At 73.2% G+C, this 18355-nt stretch carries 14 protein-coding genes and 1 pseudogene; 9 read left to right on the top strand and 6 right to left on the bottom strand.

All coding sequences use genetic code 11. The features are described 5' to 3' along the window. Positions 1-6: 6 nt before the first annotated feature. Genes ABZ939_RS30165 through ABZ939_RS30155 form a run of 3 tightly spaced genes read left to right on the top strand, consistent with a single transcriptional unit; the run spans position 7 to position 3057 of the window. Positions 7-879 carry a LysR family transcriptional regulator gene (locus ABZ939_RS30165; protein ID WP_361862008.1) on the top strand — a complete coding sequence of 291 codons (873 nt, stop codon included), beginning with the start codon at positions 7-9 and terminating at the stop codon, positions 877-879. A 45-nt stretch (positions 880-924) separates the two neighbouring features. Continuing rightward, on the top strand, positions 925-1884 hold the full coding sequence (locus ABZ939_RS30160) for a hypothetical protein (protein WP_361862005.1): 960 nt from the start codon (positions 925-927) through the stop codon (positions 1882-1884). 39 nt (positions 1885-1923) lie between these two features. Then, the gene (locus ABZ939_RS30155; protein WP_361862002.1) at positions 1924-3057 is read left to right on the top strand and encodes an aminopeptidase P family protein; all 1134 of its coding nucleotides are present in this window, start codon (positions 1924-1926) and stop codon (positions 3055-3057) included. On the opposite strand, the gene ABZ939_RS30150 is transcribed toward ABZ939_RS30155, so the two are convergent. The 4 genes and pseudogenes from ABZ939_RS30150 to ABZ939_RS30135 form a co-directional block, all read right to left on the bottom strand. Further along, positions 3058-3525, bottom strand: a complete 468-nt coding sequence (locus ABZ939_RS30150) for a hypothetical protein (RefSeq protein WP_361862000.1) — start codon at positions 3523-3525, stop codon at positions 3058-3060. A 150-nt stretch (positions 3526-3675) separates the two neighbouring features. Further along, a complete protein-coding gene (gene treZ, locus ABZ939_RS30145) occupies positions 3676-5427 on the bottom strand; it encodes a malto-oligosyltrehalose trehalohydrolase (protein WP_361861997.1) in 1752 nt (583 codons plus the stop codon). Between the two features lie 63 nt (positions 5428-5490). After that, positions 5491-5727, bottom strand: a pseudogene (locus tag ABZ939_RS30140) (GNAT family N-acetyltransferase); the annotation flags it as partial. Positions 5728-5743: 16 nt separating this feature from the next. Further along, entirely contained in the window at positions 5744-6103 is a 360-nt protein-coding gene (locus tag ABZ939_RS30135; RefSeq protein WP_361861994.1) for a DUF6223 family protein, read from the bottom strand. Positions 6104-6332: 229 nt separating this feature from the next. On the opposite strand from ABZ939_RS30135, the gene ABZ939_RS30130 reads away from it, so the two are divergent. From ABZ939_RS30130 to ABZ939_RS30110, 5 genes are all read left to right on the top strand, one after another. Continuing rightward, entirely contained in the window at positions 6333-7460 is a 1128-nt protein-coding gene (locus ABZ939_RS30130) for a histidine kinase (protein WP_361861991.1), read from the top strand. After that, a complete protein-coding gene (locus tag ABZ939_RS30125) occupies positions 7457-8125 on the top strand; it encodes a response regulator transcription factor (protein ID WP_361861988.1) in 669 nt (222 codons plus the stop codon). The genes ABZ939_RS30130 and ABZ939_RS30125 overlap by 4 nt, the downstream gene beginning before the upstream one ends. A 69-nt stretch (positions 8126-8194) precedes the next feature. Beyond that, the gene (locus tag ABZ939_RS30120) at positions 8195-8743 is read left to right on the top strand and encodes a DUF1707 and FHA domain-containing protein (protein WP_361861985.1); all 549 of its coding nucleotides are present in this window, start codon (positions 8195-8197) and stop codon (positions 8741-8743) included. Positions 8744-8907: 164 nt separating this feature from the next. Next, positions 8908-11124, top strand: coding sequence for an MMPL family transporter (locus tag ABZ939_RS30115; RefSeq protein WP_361861982.1), 2217 nt, complete (start codon positions 8908-8910; stop codon positions 11122-11124). A gap of 160 nt (positions 11125-11284) precedes the next feature. After that, positions 11285-12349: a cytochrome P450 gene (locus ABZ939_RS30110; protein WP_361861979.1), complete on the top strand. Its 1065-nt coding sequence runs from the start codon at positions 11285-11287 to the stop codon at positions 12347-12349. Between the two features lie 37 nt (positions 12350-12386). Here the strand turns inward: ABZ939_RS30110 and treY are convergent, their stop codons facing one another. Next, complete coding sequence (gene treY, locus ABZ939_RS30105; RefSeq protein ID WP_361861976.1) at positions 12387-14768, bottom strand: malto-oligosyltrehalose synthase; 2382 nt, start codon at positions 14766-14768, stop codon at positions 12387-12389. 90 nt (positions 14769-14858) lie between these two features. On the opposite strand from treY, the gene ABZ939_RS30100 reads away from it, so the two are divergent. Continuing rightward, the gene (locus tag ABZ939_RS30100) at positions 14859-16082 is read left to right on the top strand and encodes an MFS transporter (RefSeq protein ID WP_361862128.1); all 1224 of its coding nucleotides are present in this window, start codon (positions 14859-14861) and stop codon (positions 16080-16082) included. 65 nt (positions 16083-16147) lie between these two features. On the opposite strand, the gene glgX is transcribed toward ABZ939_RS30100, so the two are convergent. Continuing rightward, the gene (gene glgX, locus ABZ939_RS30095; RefSeq protein ID WP_361861973.1) at positions 16148-18268 is read right to left on the bottom strand and encodes a glycogen debranching protein GlgX; all 2121 of its coding nucleotides are present in this window, start codon (positions 18266-18268) and stop codon (positions 16148-16150) included. Between the last annotated feature and the right edge of the window lie 87 nt (positions 18269-18355).

Below are 18355 nucleotides of genomic sequence, written 5' to 3'. Positions count from 1 at the left end.
ATGACCGTGGATCCGCACCTCCTGCGTACGTACGTCACCGTCGCCCGCCTCGCCTCCTTCTCCGAGGCCGCCCGCGAACTGGGCTACACCCAGTCCGCCGTCTCCCAGCACATCGCCGCCCTGGAGAACGACCTCGGCCTGCCGCTCCTCGGCCGCCGCCCCGTCGTCCCCACCCCCGCGGGCGAGCGCCTCCTCGAACACGCCGGGTCCCTCCTCCTCCGCCTCGACGCCGCCCGCGCCGACCTCGCCCGGTTCGCCGCCGCGCCCCGCGAGACGCTGACCCTCGCCGCCGCCCCGCTCGCCCTGCACCCCCGGACGCTCGCCGCCCTGCCCGCCTCCGGAGTCACCCTGCGCACCCTGCCCCGCGACGAGGTGCCGGCCGCCGTCGCGACCGGAGCCGCCGACCTCGGTCTGGTCGACGGACTCGCCGCGCCCAGCGACCCGTTGCGGCTCCCCGACGTCGCGCCGCTCACGGCCGCGCGGGTCGCGGAGGAGCCGCTCGCCGTGGTCCTGCCCGCCGGCCATCCGCTCGCCGGCCGCACCGGTCTGCGCCTCGCGGACCTCGTCGACGCGCGCTGGCTCGACGCCCCCGACGCCGGGTTCCCGCTCGACCGGCTGCGCGCCGCGCACGGAGGACCCGCAGGCCACGGCTTCCGTACCGCCCTGCGCCACGAAGGCACCGACATCCGTACCCTCGGCGCCCTGGCCGCCGCCGGCCACGGCCTGACGCTGCTGCCCGTGTCCCTCGCCACCGCGATCGCGGGCGCCGTCGCCGTACCGCTGAGCGCGCCCCGTCTCGTGCATCGCACCGAACTCCTCCACACCGGCTCCCAACCAGGCGGTTCGGCTGCCGAGTTGGTCCGCCGACTGCACACGTGACGCCGCGCCCCTAGGCTGTGAGCAGTCGACGGAAGGCGGGCGGACGTGGGGTTGTTCCGACGAGGACCCAAACGAGACGGTGACGACGCACCCAGGGACCCCGAGTTCTCGTACTTCTCCGAGCGCGAGGCGGCAATCTTCCGCAGCCGGGTCCGGGAGGCCTTCGCCGAGCTCGGGCTCGAAGTCACCGTCTACGCCGACATGGTGAGCGACGCCGACGGCCGCAGGTTCGGTCTCGGCAACCTCGCCGCCGTCTGCCACAACGACCGGCGCGGACCGCGCGCCTGGCCCACGCTGATCCGCCGTCATGTCGGACTCGTCCTGCGCACCATGGACGGCCCGTCGGCGCTCGACACCCTCCCGCCCGAGCAGATCCGCGCCCAGCTCTACCCCCGGGTGGTCAGCGGTGACGGTATCGACCCGGGGACCTTCGGCTACGCCCGGAGCGTCGCGCCCGGACTGTACGAGATCCTCGCCCTCGACCTGCCGGAGAGCGTCATGATGCTCACCGACGAGGCCATCGAACCGCTGGGTGACGTGGAGCAGCTGCGGGACCGGGCGCACGCCAATCTGCGCGGGCTGCCCGTCGAGGGCCACGAGACGGTGAAGGACGCCGACGGCATGTGCTTCGAGGTGCTCCTCGGCGACTCCTTCTACACCGCGAGCCGCGTCCTCGACCTGGACACGGTCGTACGGCGCGTCACAGGGAAGCCGATCGGCGAGCACGGGGCCCTGGTGGCGATGCCCTTCCGCCACCAGCTCGCCTTCCACCCGATCCGCGACACCACGATCGTCCCCGCGCTCGGCGCGATGGCCTCCTTCGCCGCCTCCGGCTACGAGGACACACCCGGCGCCATCAGCCCGTACGTCTTCTGGTGGCGCGGCGGCGAGCTCACCCAGCTCAGCGACCGGGACGGGGACGGCGGGGAGTTGCGGATCGTCGTCGGCGAGGACTTCCACGAGCTGCTCGAACGCCTCATCGCCCAGGGCCCGGAACCGCGCTGACGGGTCGCGTCCCCTGCCCGTGGCAGGCAGGATGACCCCATGTCGAGACCGACCGCACCCGCTCCGTTCACCGCCGACGACTACCGGGCCCGGATGGCCCGCGCCGCCGAGTCCGCGGCGGACGCCGGACTCGCCGGTGTCCTCGTCGCCCCGGGCCCCGACCTCGTCTATCTGACCGGCTACCAGCCGACCGCGATCACCGAACGGCTCACCGTCCTCGTCATCGCCCCGGGCCGGAAGCCGGTCCTCGTCGTGCCCACGCTCGAGGCCCCGGACGCCGAGAAGGCCCCGGGGGCCGACGCGCTCACCCTGCGGGACTGGACCGACGGCCAGGACCCGTATGCGGTCACCGAGCCGCTCCTCGACGCCGCCGGGCGCTTCGGGGTGAGCGACAACGCCTGGGCGATGCACCTGCTCGGGCTGCAGAAGGAGCTGCCCTCCACCTCGTACGTCTCGCTCACCGAGGCGCTGCCGATGCTGCGGGCCGTCAAGGACGCGCACGAGCTGGAGCGGATCGCGGCCGCGGGCGTGGCCGCCGACGAGGCCTACCGGGAGATCCTCACGGTCCGCTTCGAGGGCCGCAGGGAGACCGAGGTCGCGGCCGACCTCGCCGCCGCGCTGCTGCGCTTCGGCCACTCCCAGGTCGACTTCACCGTCGTCGGCTCCGGACCCAACGGAGCCAACCCGCACCACGAGGCGGGGGACCGGGTCATCGAGCGCGGCGACATGGTCGTCCTCGACTTCGGCGGCCTCAAGCACGGATACGGCTCCGACACCACCCGTACCGTCCATGTCGGCGAGCCGACGGCCGAGGAACAGCGTGTCCACGACGTCGTCCGCGAGGCCCAGCAGGCCGGCTTCGAGGCCGTGCGCCCGGGCGTGGCCTGCCAGGAGGTGGACCGGGCCGCCCGCAAGGTGATCACGGACGCGGGCTACGGCGAGTACTTCATCCACCGCACCGGCCACGGCATCGGCGTCACCACCCACGAACCCCCGTACATGATCGAGGGCGAGGAGCGCCCGATCGTCCCGGGCATGTGCTTCTCCATCGAGCCGGGCGTCTACCTCCCGGGCCGCTTCGGCGTCCGCATCGAGGACATCGTGACGGCGACCGAGGACGGCTCGGGCCGCCGCTTCAACAACACCCCGCACGAGATGGCGATCGTGGAGTAGTCAGAGGGTGCGTGTGCCGCCGTCGTCGCAGGGGAGGGCGGCCCTGGGGTGGTCCGTGGCGAAGTCCTCGGAGATGTCCTGGGCCGTCTCCCGCATCGCGTCGCCCGTGATGCGGATCTGGCCGGTGAACGGTCTGTCGATGTCCTGGATCAGCAGCAGGGAGCCGGTGAACAGGATCGCGAGGGTGCACAGCAGGAGGAGGTGCGCCGGGCCGCGGCGGCGGGGGAGGCCGAAGGCGAAGGCGCCGACCGTGGCGGCGAGCGACACCACCATGAACCAGTAGACGACGGTGGGGATCGCGGGGGACGCCTCCCCGAGCCTGGTGTGGCGGGCCTGGGAGCGTTCGTCGTCGGCCGCCACCAGCGCGTCGAACGTGGCGTCGCCCTGGTGGGCGAGGTCCTTGAAGGACCTGCGGAACTCGGTGGACCACACGGAGGCGCGGGGCGAGGCCTCGCCGCCGTCCGCCATCGAGGGCCACGCGTGGTCATGTGCGAGTCCCCGAGCGGAGGTCGACGTACCGGGCGCCCCCCCACCGGCCACAGCCCACCACGGGACGGGCGCCTCGCGCCACAGACAGGCAGGACCATGATCCAATTGGCCCACAGGGCTCCGCCCGGGTCATCCGTCCGTCAGGATCACCGCGCACTCCGCCGGCAGCCGCAGCAGGCCGTCCGCTCCCGGCGGCTCGACCGGCTCCCAGGCGGCGAGGACCCGGTCGCGGCCGTTCGTGCCGAGCGGGATCTCCGCCGGTTCCTTGGCCAGATTGACCGCGACCCGCAGCACCCCGCGGCGGAACGCCAGCCAGCGGGCCTCCTCGTCGAACGCGACCCGGACCGCTGCCAGATCCGGGTCGGTGAGGTCCGGCAGGGTGCGGCGCAGCGCGATCAGCTCGCGGTGCCAGGCGAGGAGACGGTTGTGCGGGGCCCGTTCGCGCTCCGTACGGTCCAGGACGGAACGGTCCCGGGTGGCCGGCTCCTGCGGGTCGGGGATGTCCTCCTCCGCCCAGCCGTGCGCCGCGAACTCCCGCCGCCTGCCCCGCCGTACCGCCTCCGCCAGCTCCGGGTCCGTGTGATCGGTGAAGTACATCCAGGGCGTGGCCGCCCCCCACTCCTCGCCCATGAACAGCATCGGGACCGAGGGCCCGGTCAGGACGAGCGTCGCCGCGCAGGCGAGCAGCCCGGGGGAGAGGGTCGCGGAGAGCCGGTCGCCCAGCGCCCGGTTGCCGATCTGGTCGTGTGTCTGGGCATAGCCGAGGAAGCGGTGCGCGGGGGTGCGGACCCGGTCCACCGGACGGCCGTGGTGCCGCCCCCGGAAGCTCGAGAACGTACCGTCGTGGAAGAAGACATGCGTCAGCGTCTTGGCGAGCCCGGCCAGCGGGGCGCGCGCGAAGTCGGCGTAGTAGCCCTGGGACTCGCCGGTCAGCACCGTGTGCAGGGCGTGGTGGAAGTCGTCGTTCCACTGGGCGTGGAGGCCGAGGCCGCCCGAGACACGCGGTGTCGTCGTGCGCGGATCGGCGAGGTCCGACTCGGCGATCAGGAAATGCTGCCGGCCCTGCTCCCTGGCCAGCTCGTCCACCGCCTCCGACAGCTCCTCCAGGAACGTCAGGGCCCGGGTGTCCGCGAGGGCGTGCACCGCGTCGAGCCGGAGCCCGTCGATCCGGTAGTCCCGCAGCCAGGCCAGGGCGCTGCCGATCAGATACGCGCGGACCTCGTCCGAGCCCGGCGCGTCCAGGTTCACCGCGGCGCCCCACGGCGTGTGGTGCGTGTCCGTGAAGTACGGGCCGAAGGACGGCAGATGGTTCCCGTCCGGGCCGAGATGGTTGTGGACCACGTCCAGGACCACGCCCATCCCGAGCCCGTGCGCCGTGTCGACGAACCGCTTCAGCGCCGTCGGCCCGCCGTACGGCTCGTGGACCGCCCACGGCGCGACGCCGTCGTACCCCCAGCCGCGCGTCCCCGGGAAAGGACACAGCGGCATCAGCTCCACATGGGTGATGCCGAGCCCGGCCAGCTCCCCGAGCCGCTCGGCGGCCGCGTCCAGGGTGCCGTCGGGGGTGAAGGTCCCGATGTGCAGCTCGTACAGGACCGCGGCGCGCAGCCGCAGCCGCGGTGCCTCGTTGAACCAGACGTACGCGGAGTGGTCGACGACCGCGCTGAGCCCGTCCGGCCCGTCCGGCTGGCGGCGGGACCGGGGATCGGGCAGCACGGGCCCGCCGTCCAACGAGAAGCCGTAGCGATCGCCGTCCCGGGCCACCGCGACCCCGGTCCACCAGCCGGCCCGCTCGGCGTCCCGCTCAAGAGGGTGCCCGGTGCCGTTCAGCTCCAGCGTCACCCGGTCACGGGCCTGCGGGGCCCACACCTCGAACAGCACCGGCCGATCCCCTCGTCGATGGACCACACACAACGACAACGACTACGGCGTCCATCCTGGCAGTCAGGACCCGGCCGCGCCCGGCGCGTCACAGATGAAGTTGATCGCCCGCTCGAAGTTGACGTAACCCGCGCGGGCGAAAGCGTTCGCCATCGGGACGTTGGCGAGGTCGGTCGCCGCGCGGATCCGCGGCACGTCCTGCCCGGCCGGCACGCGGGTGCCCGCCGCCAGGATGTCGTCGATGTGGCCCTGACCGCGGTGTGCGGGGAGCACGCCGACGTACGCGATGGTGTGGTGGTAGCGGCCCGCCGGCCCGTCAGACTGTACGGCGGGTACGGGCCAGCCCCAGCCCGCCGACGGCCACACCGGCCAGCCCCACCACCAGGGCCACGACCCCGCCGCCCAGCCCGTTGCCGGTGCCGAGACCACCCTCGGCCGTGGCCACGACCAGCGCGCCGAGCGCCATGCCGAACAGCCCCGTCACCACGGCCATGACGGCGCCGCCGCGCCCGGGGCCTTTGCCGATACGACCGGTGGAGCGGGCGAACGCCAGCCCACCGACGACCACACCGGCCAGAGCCACCAGCGCGGCCGTGGTGGCTCCGAGTCGGCCGGCGCTCATGGTGGTGACGTCGGCCGCGGTCGCCGGTGCCGCAAGCAGGAATGCAACGGACACGGGTGCTCCTTCTGCCAAGAGGACGAGACGTCCGAGTGGACGTCCCCCGAGCATGTCCGCCGGACTCCCCGCAGGTCGTCCCGCGGCCGCAGTCACTTCGCGCTGCCACCGCCGACGCAGCCGGCTACCGCGGCCGCCGCAGGAGCCGCGAAAGTACCGCGTGCGCGGTAGTCGACCGGTCGTCCCCGGGCAGGAGTCGCCCGCGCGGACGTCCGGCTAGGGTGCGCGCATGAGCACAGGACGACCCGGTGTCCCGCCCCCCGCCGTGGACTGGGCGATCGCCGTCGGCGTGACGGCGGCGCTGCTGGTCACGGGGGTGTCGGGGCAGCACTCCACCACGCACCTCGACCTGCTCGGCATCGCGTTGCTGACGGCCGGCGGCCTGGCGCTGGCCGCGCGCCGCCGCGCTCCGGTTCCCGTCCTGGTCGTCACCGGGCTGTGCGCGGTGGGTTACCAGGCGGCCGGTTTCGACGTCCCGGCCATCGCGTACCTGTTCGCGGTGTACGCCGCCGTACGGGCGGGGCACCGCACCTTCACGGTGGTGGCGAGCGTGGCCGTCCTGGCCGCGCTCCCCCTCGCGGCCCTGGTCTCGGGCCTGCACGACACGGGCGAGGCGTTCGCGCGGGCCCGCGGCGCCCTTGAGCTGGCCTGGCTGATCGCCGCCGGCGCGGCGGGGGAGGCGCTGCGGCAGGCCGAACGGCGGGCGGACGAAGCCGAACGCACCCGGGAGGAGACCGCGCGGCGCCGCGCCGACGAGGAGCGGCTGCACATCGCCCGCGAGCTGCACGATTCGCTGACCCATCAGATCTCGGTCGTCAAGGTGCAGTCCGAAGCCGCCGTCCATGTGGCCCGCAAACGCGGCGAAGAGGTCCCGGAGGCCCTGCTGGCGATCCAGGAGGCCGCGCGTGAGGCGACCAGGGAACTGCGCGCGACGCTGGAGGCGCTGCGCGACGACGACACCACCCCGCCGCACGGGCTCGACCACATCCCGGAGCTGGTGGAACGAGCCCGTACGACCGGCCTGGAGGCGACGCTGACGATCGCGGGGCAACGCACCGACGTGCCGGCCGCGGTGGACCGGACCGCCTACCGGATCGTTCAGGAGTCGCTGACCAACGTCGCCCGGCACGCCGCCGCCACGACCGCCACGGTCAGCATCGACTACCGGCCGGACGTCCTCGCCGTGCAGGTCGACGACGACGGCAGGGCCAGACCGGACTCCGCGCCGACGCCCGGCGTCGGCCTGCTCGGGATGCGCGAACGCGTCACCGCCCTCGGCGGTCGCCTGCGGGCGGAGCCGCGCAGCGAGCGCGGCTTCACGGTCCGGGCCGAACTCCCCGTGGAGCGGACGTCGTGATCCGTGTCCTGCTGGTCGACGACCAGCCGCTCATCCGCAGCGGATTCCGCGCGCTGCTCGACCTCGAGGACGACATCGAGGTCGTGGCCGAGGCCGGTGACGGGAAGGAGGGCCTGGAGCTCGCCCGGAGGCATCTGCCCGACATCGCGCTCATCGATGTCCAGATGCCGGTCATGGACGGCATCGAGGCGACCCGGCGTATCGCCGCCGACCCGGCCCTGGCGGGGATGCACGTCGTCATCCTGACCAACTACGGCCTGGACGAGTACGTCTTCGACGCGCTGCGCGCCGGCGCCGCCGGATTCCTCGTCAAGGACATCGTGCCGGAGGACTTCCTGCACGCCGTACGTGTCGCCGCGCGCGGCGACGCCCTGCTCGCCCCCTCGATCACCCGCAAGCTGATCAACCGGTACGTCACCCAGCCGCCCGGCACCGGCAACGGCACGGGCAGGGGGCTGGAGGAGCTGACCGGTCGCGAGCGCGAGGCCGTCGTGCTGGTCGCGCACGGCCTGTCCAACGACGAGATCGCGGGCCGCATGGTGATCAGCCCGATGACCGCGAAGACCCACATCAACCGGGCCATGGCCAAGCTCCACGCCCGTGACCGCGCTCAGCTCGTGGTCCTCGCGTACGAATCCGGCCTGGTGGCCCCACGCGGCTCCTGACACCCCCTCCGTACCGCGCCGCGGGCTCCGTTCTGGACACTTCGGGCCCCTCGGCCCGACAATCACGGTGTGACGACGCCTTTCGAGTTCCCCACGCACTCCGCGCGGCTCACCGACGCCGAGCGGGACCGTGCGCTGGTGCTGCTCCGTGAGGGTGCCGCGCAGGGCCGGCTCTCGCACGACACCTTCCTGTTCCGGATGGAGCGCGCGCTCACCGCACGCCGGCCCGACGAACTGGCCCTCCTCACCGCCGATCTGCAGACCGAGTCCAGCTGGACGCGGCGCGTGGTGGGCGCGGTCGAGAAGATGTCCGCGTTCACGGCCAAGCTCGGGCGCGCCTGGCAGGCCGAGCGGTTGCCGAAGCTGCTGCTGCCCGAACCGGGCCCGCACCCGCTGCGGATCGGCCGCGACCCGGCGAACGGGCTGCGGCTGAGCCACGAGACGGTCTCCCGGCTGCACGCCGAACTCTCCCTCCAGGGCGGCATGTGGGTCCTGCGCGACCTCGGTTCGACCAACGGCACGAGTGTCAACGGACGCCGGGTGACGGGCGCCGTGGCCGTGCGGGCGGGCGACATGGTCGCGTTCGGGCAGATGTCCTTCCGGCTCTCGGTGCGCTGAACGGCCAGCACTCGTCGACCGCCGGTGAACAGCCACCGCTCGTCGACCGCCGCTGAACGGCCGTGCCAGGTAAGGGACTTCCCCTACGGGTGGGGGTAACCCCCCGGTCGGACACCGGAGTCCACCAGTGACCGCGTACCGCCTCCGACGGGAGGCTGGCCACCATGAGAACAACAGGTCAGCACTCCCAGGGCAGAGCTCCCGTCACGGTCCGTACGGCGCAGTGGTGTGCCACGCACCCGTGGAAGGCCATCTCGGGCTGGGTGCTCCTGCTCGCTCTGTGCGTCGGCGCGGGGGCGGCCGCGGGCATGAACAAGGGCTCGTTCGAGGACTTCTGGATCGGTGAGGCCGGACGGGCCGAGGCCATGGCCTCCGGCAGCGGGCTGACGCCGCCGCCCGTCGAGCAGGTGCTGATCGAACGCCGGGACCGGGCGGCCGGCGAGGGACCCGCGGCCGCGGCCGGTGGGGAACCCGTGGCCGCCGCGGGTGAGATCCGCCGGCGGATGGACGGCCTGCCGGCTGTCGAGTCGGTCGGCGAGCCGGTCGCCTCCCGCGAGGGCGACGCCCTGCGGATCGCCGTCACCCTGCGCGGGGACCGGGAGACCGCGAAGAAGGACGTCGACGCACTCCTCGCGCAGACCGCCGCCGTCCAGCAGGCCCACCCGGGTCTGCGGATCGAGCAGACGGGCAGCGCCTCGATCTCCGTCGCCGTCAACGACAAGCAGGGCCAGGAGCTCCAGCGGACCGAGATGATCAGTCTCCCGGTCACCTTCCTGATCCTCTTCGTCGTCTTCGGCGCGGTCTTCGCCGCCGGCGTCCCCGTCCTGCTCGCCCTGTTCTCCTTCGTCGGCGCGGTCGGCCTGTACGGGCTCGCCTCCTGGGTGTTCCCGGACGCGGGCGGCGCCGCGCTCAGCGTGATCTTCATGATGGGCATGGCCGTCGGCGTCGACTACTCGCTCTTCTACCTCAAGCGGGCCCGGGAGGAGCGGGAGCGTTCCGGCGGCACGATCTCCCACGCGCGGGCCGTCGAGCTGGCGGCCGCGACCTCGGGACGGGCCGTCGTCGACTCGGGTCTCGCCGTCGCCCTCTCCCTCGCCGGTCTGTATCTCGTCGGGGACGTGATCTTCTCGTCGATCGCCACCGGGGCGATCCTCGTCACGCTGGTGGCGGTCGGCGGTTCGCTGACCGTGCTGCCCGCCCTGCTGGCGAAGCTGGGCCACCGGATGGACGGTGGCAGGCGCGCCCGCCGGCGCCGTGCGGGCGGCGAGGGACGCATGTGGGCCCGGCTGCTGCGGCCCGTCGTCCGCCGCCCGCTGGTCGCCCTGATCGCCGGTCTCGTCGCCACCGTCGCGCTCGCCGCGCCCGCGCTCGGCATGAAGCTCGGCACCGAGGGCAAGGAGACCTTCCCGGACAGCATCCCGGCCGTCGCCGCGTACGACCGGCTCGTGGCGGCCTTCCCCTCCGAGGGCCCCGCGCACCTCGTCCTCGTACGGGGCGACGACCCGGCCGCGCCGCTCCGCGGACTGACCGAGGCCACGCGCGGCGACACGCTCTTCGCCCAGGACCGGGCGCCGGTGGTGCGGACGGCCGAGGACGGGCGTACGGCGCTGCTGGCCCTGCCCGTCCCGTACGCCGCGAACTCGCCCGAGGCGAGCCGCTCCCTGGAGAAGGTCCGCGGGCAACTGCTGCCCGCCGCCGTCGAGGGAGTGCCGGGGCTGCAGTGGGCCGTCTCCGGCGAGATCGCGGCCGGCGCCGATTACGCGGCGCATCAGCGGCAGCGGCTTCCCTGGGTGGTCGCCTTCGTGGCCCTCGCGACCCTGGCGATCATGTACGCGGCGTTCCGTTCGGTCGTGCTGGCGGCACTCGGCACGCTGCTCAACCTGGCGGCGGTCGTGGTGGCCTGGGGCGTGCTCACGCTGGTCTTCCAGGGGACCTGGGCGGAGGGGCCGCTCGGTTTCGAGTCGCTGGGCTTCGTCGGCTCCCGTACGCCGCTGTTGGTGCTCGCGATCCTCGTGGGGCTGTCCACGGACTACCAGATCTTCGTGGTCAGCCGGATCCGTGAGGCGGTGGGGCGCGGGGTGCCGACGCGACAGGCGGTGGTCGACGGGATCGCCGGCTCGGCGAGTGTGGTGACGAGCGCCGCGGTGATCATGGTGTCGGTCTTCGTCAGCTTCCTGTTCATCGACCGTATCGAGATGAAGCAGATCGCGGTGGGCCTGACGGTCGCCGTCCTCTTCGACGCGATCGTGCTGCGCGCGGTGATCCTCCCGTCGGCGATGGCCCTCCTGGGCGAGCGGGCCTGGTGGCCGCGCCGCCCGGCCGAGTCGTCGGTGCCGGAGGGGCGGTCCGCTGCGGCGGCCGGGGAGAGGGTCCTGGCCTGAGCCACCGCAAGGGGGCGGGACGGCACGAGCCGCCCCGCCCCTTTGTCGTTGAGGGGTGATTCCGGCCGACTTCACCCGTTCGGCGGTATGCGGGCTGCGGTGCTCCCGGCGCGGTGGTGGGGTGGGGAGACGCACTCACGGTGGACCGACAGGGGGCGCGATGAGCGACGAGTCGAACGCGGGGATACGGCAGGACGGCTGGGCGGCCGTGCCGCCCATGGAACCCGCGCCGCCCTCGCGCGTACGGGTGAACGCCGCCGCCGCCACGCGGGTCCGGGCGGACGGGCCCTCCGCCGCCGAGCGGTCGCCGAGCCGGACGATCGCGCCCAGCCCCCTCGATCCCGGCGCCGCCCGGAACCCGTACCCCGTCCACCGGGCCCTGCGCGAGGAGTTCCCGCTCACCTACGACCCGCTGCTGCGGGCCTGGGTGCTCAGCCGGTACGCCGATGTGGCCACCGCCCTCACCGACGCCCGGTTCACCCACGGCCACCGGCCCGGCGACCCGCCCTGTGCGGAGACGCACGTCGATGTCGACGAGGCCGAGCTCCGCAGCGTCACCGCCCGCACCGCCTACGTCCTCGCCCGCCGCATCGCCGACCGGCCCCAGGCCGACCTGGTCGCGGACTTCTGCCACTGGCTGCCCGCGGGCACGGTCGCCGCCGCCGTCGGCGTGCCCTACCGGGACATGATGCGCCTGGTCCGCGGCCGCGCCGCCTCCTCGCTCGCCGGCCAGTGCACCGGCCAGATCGCGGTACGGGAGAAGGCCCTCGCCTCCTTCCTCGCCAACGTCCTCTCCGACCCGGAGCACGCGACGGCCCTCCGCGACGCCCCCGCCGGACAGATCGCCCGCGCCTGGACCGAGTCGCTGCGCCGCGACCCGCCCGTCCAGATCGCCGTCCGGCGCACCGACGCCGAGGTGCGGGTCAGCGGCGGCACCATCCCGGCGGGGGAGCCCGTCGCCCTGCTGATCGGGGCCGCGGGCCGCGACCCGGAACGGTTCCGCGAACCCGACCGCTACGACCCCCTGCGCGACGACCCGGGCCAGCTGACCTACGGCACCGGCGCCTGCCCCGCCGTGCTCCTCGCGGCGCTCGAGGCCGAGTACGCCGTGCGGGCGCTGCTCCACGCCATGCCCCGGCTGCGGCTCGCCGACGGCTTCCTGCCCGAGCGGACCGGCCTGATCACCCGCGCCCCACGGAGCCTTCTCGTACGGCCCGGCGGCTGAGCAGCACCCCCGGGCCGTGCCCTCACGGCCTCACGCCTCAGGTCCTCACGGTCGACGTGGGCTCGGTGTCCTCTCGTACGGCCCGGCGGCTGAGCAGCGCCACCGGCCGCGCGTCGAAGAGCTCGGCAAGTTTCACGGCGCCGCCCGTGAACTCCCGTACACCGTCGAGTAGATCGAACCACGGACCGGGCGGCAGCGTCAGTTCCGTGTCCTGCCAGCCGCCCGCTTCCACGAGGCGCAGCGGCAGCCGGGTGACCGCCGTGACCACCTCCGCCGAGGCGCCCTCACCCCGGGCGAACGCCAGACAGTGCGGCGCCGCGGCCCCGGACGCGGTCAGCGGAAGGTAGGTCCCCGCACCGAAGAGTTCCGGGTATCGCCGCCGCAGCCCCAGCGCCGCCCGGACCACCGCCGTCTTGTCGTCGTCCGCCCCGATCGCGAACGGCTGCCGGTTGTCCGGGTCGACCAGCGCCCGGTACTCCCGCTCCGTCCCCTGGTAGAGCTCCGGCACCCCCGGCATCGTCAACTGGACGAGCGCCGCGCCCAGCATCTGCGCCCGGATGTGCGGCTCCAGGGCGAACGCCGCCTCCGACGCCGCCCGCAGCGGAATCCGGCCGGGCCCCGCCGCGACGAATTCGGTCACGGCCCGCTCGTACACCGGATCGGGCTCGGTCCAGCTGGTGTGCAGCCCCGCCTCCCGTACGGACTTCAGCACCGCGGGACCGAGCCGGTCCGGATCCGGCGTGCCGAAGCCGAACGCGGTCTGCCACGCCGTCCATGCCAGATGCGGATCGGGCGCCGGCACCCCGGCCACCTCCTCCAGCAACGCGGCCCAGATCGCCGGGCATTGGGAGAGGACCGCGATCCCCGCCCGGACGTCCGCGCTGCGTTTGGTGTCGTGCGTGGAGAGCACCGTCCCGGTGGCGGGCCAGTCGCGCGCCAGCCGCAGGCAGTACGCGTGGAACTCCTCGGGCGCGACGGCGGGACGGCCGGGCTCGCCGCCCACCTCGTTCGCCGACAGGAGCGGGGTGTAGCGGTAGAAGGCGGTGTCCTCCACGGACTTGGCCCGAAGTGCGGACGACGTCTGCGCGAACCTCGCCCGGAACGCCCGGTGTTCGGGCCCGTCGCCGAGCAGCCCCAGCGCCAGGTCCCGTACGGTGTCGACGGCCGCAGCCTCCTCCGGCACGGCGAAGGCAGCCTTCGCCCCACGGGCCGCCTCCGGGGTGAGGACCGTCTCCCCGCCGGTCCGGTAGGTGCGGTAGACGGGGACACGGACCAGCAGTTCACGGATCGCCGTGCGCAGCGCCCATGGCGCGTGATCACGGAGCTGCGGATCGGCGGCGCAGATCCGCCCGGCGATCCGGGTCAGCGCGGTCGTCTCCGCGACCAGCTCGTGCGTCACGACCTTGTACGCGGCGCGCCGGGCCGTCGCCTCCCAGATGCCGCCCCGGTCCCCGGCCCTCCCGGCGAACTCCCGGTACAGGTCGAGGAGTTCGTCGGCGCCGACGGCGTCCACGAAGACGCCGTCCACATACCGCAGGGCGTCGTAGCCGGTCGTCCCCGCCACGGGCCAGGTCGGCGGCAGCGGTTCCGTACCGGTGAGGATCTTCTCCACCACCGTCCAGCACCGTCCGCCCGTGGCCCCGTGCAGCCGCTCCAGATAGCCCTCCGGGTCGGCGAGCCCGTCCGGGTGGTCGATCCGCAGCCCCTCGATCACCCCGTCCCGTACCAGTTCCACGATCTTTCCGTGGGTCGCGTCGAACACCTCGGGGTCCTCGACCCGCACCCCGATCAAATCCGAAATGGTGAAGAACCGGCGGTAGTTGAGTTCCGTGCGGGCCAGTCGCCACCAGGCGAGCCGGTACCACTGGGCGTCGAGCAGCTCGGGCAGAGGAAGCCCCTCGGTGCCCGCGCGGAGCGGGAACGTCTGCCCGTCCAGGTGCAGCACGCCGTCGGCGACGCGCATCCGCTCCCGTACCTCCGGCAGTCGGGCCGGCAGCACGGGCAGCAGGACCCGGCCGTCGCCCGCCTCCCAGTCGATGTCGAACCAGCGGGCGTACGGCGAGTCCGGGCCCTCGCGGAGCACGGCGCGCAGCGCGTGGTTGTGTACGGGCGACGCCGCCATGTGGTTGGGCACCAGGTCCACGACCAGGCCGAGACCGTGCGCCCGGGCGGTCGCCGCGAGCGCCCGCAGCCCTGCTTCACCGCCCAGCTCCGCCCGGATCGTGCGGTGGTCGGTCACGTCGTAGCCGTGCGCGGAGCCGGGCACGGCCTCCAGGACCGGGGAGAGGTGGAGGTGCGACACCCCGAGACCGGCGAGATACGGGACCGCCCGCTCGGCGGCGGAGAACGGGAACTCCGGCTGGAGTTGGAGCCGATAGGTGGCGGTGGGGACCGTCGGTGCGGTGAGCGAGGACGTCATGCGAACGTACGTACCCGGCGCGGAGGCTTCTGTGTCATCGCCTCATGCGTCCGTTCGTGTGCATCGCGTTACGTTCTGGCGATGCTCCGCATGTATCGCGACACCCTGTCACTGCTCGGGCCGGTACTCCCGGTCGTCTCCTTCCTGGGGCGGTTGCCCACCGCCATGTGCCAGCTCGGCAGCCTCCTTCTGGTCGCCGAGACGAGCGGATCCCTGACGACGGCGGGCCTCGCCGGAGGTGCCCTCGCGGCGGGGCAGACCGTCGCGGGACCGGTCGTCGGCCGGCTCGCCGACCGGCGCGGACAGCGCGGCGTGGTCGCCGCCGCGTCCCTCGCCAACGCGGTGGCCGTCACCGCACTCGTCCTCGCGGCGCTCGCCCACGCGGCGACCGGCTGGCTGATGGTCCTCGGTGCGCTCGCCGGAGCGACAGTCCCGCAGATCGGGCCGCTCGCCCGGACCCGCTCCGTCGCCCTCGCGCGGCGTTCCGGCGCGGACGACCGGGTGGTGGGGACGGTGCTCTCCTTCGAGGGGACGCTCGACGAGGTCTCGTTCGTCCTCGGTCCGGCCCTCGTCGGCCTCGCCGCCGCGATCGCCCACCCGGCCGCGGCCCTGCTGCTTGCCGCCGTCCTCCTGGCCGTCTGCGGCACGGCCTTCGCACTGCACCCGTCGACCCGGGTGGCCGAGGGCGGCGCGACGGCCAGCACCACCCGAACGGACGCCGCCGAACGGGGACGGCTGCCGAGGTCCGCGTACGCCCTGCGGATCACGATGGTGCTCCAGGGCGCCATGTTCGGGGCCTCGCAGGCCGGGATCACCGCGCTCACCGAGAAGCTGGGCGCGCCCGCCCAGGCCGGGCTCGTCTACGCCGCGATGGGCGTGATGAGCGCCGCCGTCGGGCTCTCCATGGCGGGCGTGCCGGCGCGGATCGGGCTGCCGACGCGGTGGCGGGCCGCGACCGCCGCGCTCGTCGTCCTGTCCGTCCCGCTGGTGTTCGTCGACTCCCTCGTCGCCCTGTACGCGGTCGTCGTCGTTCTCGGCGCCGCGTACGCGCCCCATCTGATCACCGTCTTCGGCCTCACCGAGCGGATCGTCCCGGCGTCCCGGCTCGCCGAGTCCATGGCGTTTCTGACCAGCGGCATCGTCGGCGGGCAGGCGCTTGCGCTCGCGCTCTCGGGTCGGCTCGCGGAGAGTCATGGCGCGCCGGCGGCCTTCGCGGTGGCGGTTGTCGCGGCGCTTCTGTGCGCGACCCTCTCCTGGACCACCCGCCCCCACACCCCGTCCCCCGCGCCCCGGCAACCGGCCCCCACCCCCTGACACCCCGTCGTGGGAACGCCCGGAGAGGGCGGGGGCGCCCCGGCCGGGGCGCCCCCGCCCACGCGCTACGCCGGGCGTCTCAGGACCGTCAGGCTCAGCGGCGCCAGCGTCACCCGTTCACCCGCCGCCACCTTCGGCCCCTCCTGGGGTGGGATGCCCTCCGGGTGGGAGGTGTCCACCACCACCCGCCAGGTCTGGCCGTGGTTGACCGGGACCTCGAACTCCAGCTCCTGCGAGGACGCGTTGAACATCAGCAGGAACGAGTCGTCGGCGATCCGTTCCCCCTGCGGCCCCGGCTCGGAGATCGCGTTCCCGTTCAGGAACACCGACAGCGCCTGCGCGTGCGCCGCCTGCCAGTCCCGCGCGGTCATCTCCTCGCCCTCCGGCGTGAACCAGGCGATGTCCGTGAGCTCGTCGTGCGTGCCCTCCACCGGCCGCCCGTGGAAGAAGCGGCGGCGGCGGAGGACCGGATGGTCCCGGCGCAGCCGCACCATCGCCCGGGTGAACTCGAGCAGCGTGCCGTCCGCGTCGCTGCCCGGCTCCGGCCAGCGCACCCACGACACCTCGTTGTCCTGGCAGTACGCGTTGTTGTTGCCCCCCTGCGTCCGCCCGAACTCGTCGCCGTGGCTGAGCATCGGCACGCCCTGCGACAGCATCAGCGTGGCGAGGAAGTTCCGCATCTGCCGGTTGCGCAGCTCGTTGATGCCGATGTCGTCCGTCTCGCCCTCGGCGCCGCAGTTCCACGACCGGTTGTAGCCCTCGCCGTCCCGGTTGCCCTCCCCGTTCGCCTCGTTGTGCTTCTGGTTGTACGAGACGAGGTCGCGCAGCGTGAACCCGTCGTGGCAGGTGACGAAGTTGACCGAGGCGAGCGGCCGGCGTCCGTCGTCCTGGTAGAGGTCGGACGAGCCGGTCAGCCGGGAGGCGAACTCCGCGAGAGTCCTCGGCTCGCCCCGCCACAAGTCCCGTACGCAGTCCCGGTACATGCCGTTCCACTCGGTCCACAACGGCGGGAAGTTGCCCACCTGGTAGCCGCCCTCACCCACGTCCCACGGCTCGGCGATCAGCTTCACCTGGCTGACCACCGGGTCCTGCTGCACCAGGTCGAAGAACGAGGACAACCGGTCCACCTCGTGGAACTGGCGGGCGAGCGTCGCCGCCAGATCGAAGCGGAACCCGTCCACATGCATCTCGGTCACCCAGTACCGAAGACTGTCCATGATCAGCTGCAGCACGTGCGGGGACCGCATGAGCAGCGAGTTCCCGGTGCCGGTGGTGTCCGTGTAGTACCGGCGGTCGTTCGCGAGCCGGTAGTACGAGGGGTTGTCCAGGCCCCGGAAGGAGAGCGTCGGGCCGAGGTGGTTGCCCTCGGCCGTGTGGTTGTAGACCACGTCGAGGATGACCTCGATCCCCGCCTGGTGCAGGGCCCGTACCGCCGACTTGAACTCCAGGACCTGCTGGCCCCGGTCGCCCCAGGAGGCGTAGGCGTTGTGCGGGGCGAAGAAGCCGATGGTGTTGTAGCCCCAGTAGTTCGCGAGGCCCGCGTCCACCAGCCGATGGTCGTTGACGAACTGGTGCACCGGCATCAACTCCAATGCCGTGACGCCCAGTTCCTTCAGATGTCCGATGACGGACGGGTGTGCGAGACCCGCGTACGTCCCGCGCAGCTCCTCGGGAAGCTCCGGGTGGAGCATCGTCAGGCCCTTCACATGGGCCTCGTAGATCACCGTCCGGTGGTAGTCGGTGCGCGGGCGCCGGTCGTCGCCCCAGTCGAAGTACGGATTGACCACGACCGAGGTCATCGTGTGGGGCGCCGAGTCCAGGTCGTTGCGCGAGTCGGGCCGGCCGAAGTGGTAGCCGTACACCGACTCGCCCCAGTCGATCGTGCCCGAGACAGCTCGGGCGTAGGGGTCCAGGAGCAGCTTCGCCGAGTTGCAGCGCTGCCCCCGCTCGGGCGCGTACGGGCCATGGACCCGGAACCCGTACCGCTGACCCGGCATCACTCCGGGCAGATAGGCGTGCCGGACGAAGGCGTCCGTCTCACGCAGCTCCACCGCCGTCTCCGAGCCGTCGTCGTGGAGCAGACACAGCTCGATTCTGTGGGCGGCCTCCGAGAAGACCGCGAAATTGGTTCCTGCGCCGTCGTAGGTGGCGCCCAGGGGATACGCCTGTCCCGGCCAGACCTGCATAGGTACGACTCTTCCATCCTGATCCGGGTGTTGGGGTGCACTCCGGCCAGATCCTGCCCGAAAACGGTGCAACCTCCTAGGACTTCG

Origin of the sequence: Streptomyces sp. NPDC046712, assembly GCF_040645695.1 — a bacterium.
In the GTDB taxonomy this organism is placed as follows: domain Bacteria; phylum Actinomycetota; class Actinomycetes; order Streptomycetales; family Streptomycetaceae; genus Streptomyces.
Note: the sequence above shows the minus strand (reverse complement) of the source record. Positions and strands in the feature narration are given on the sequence as shown.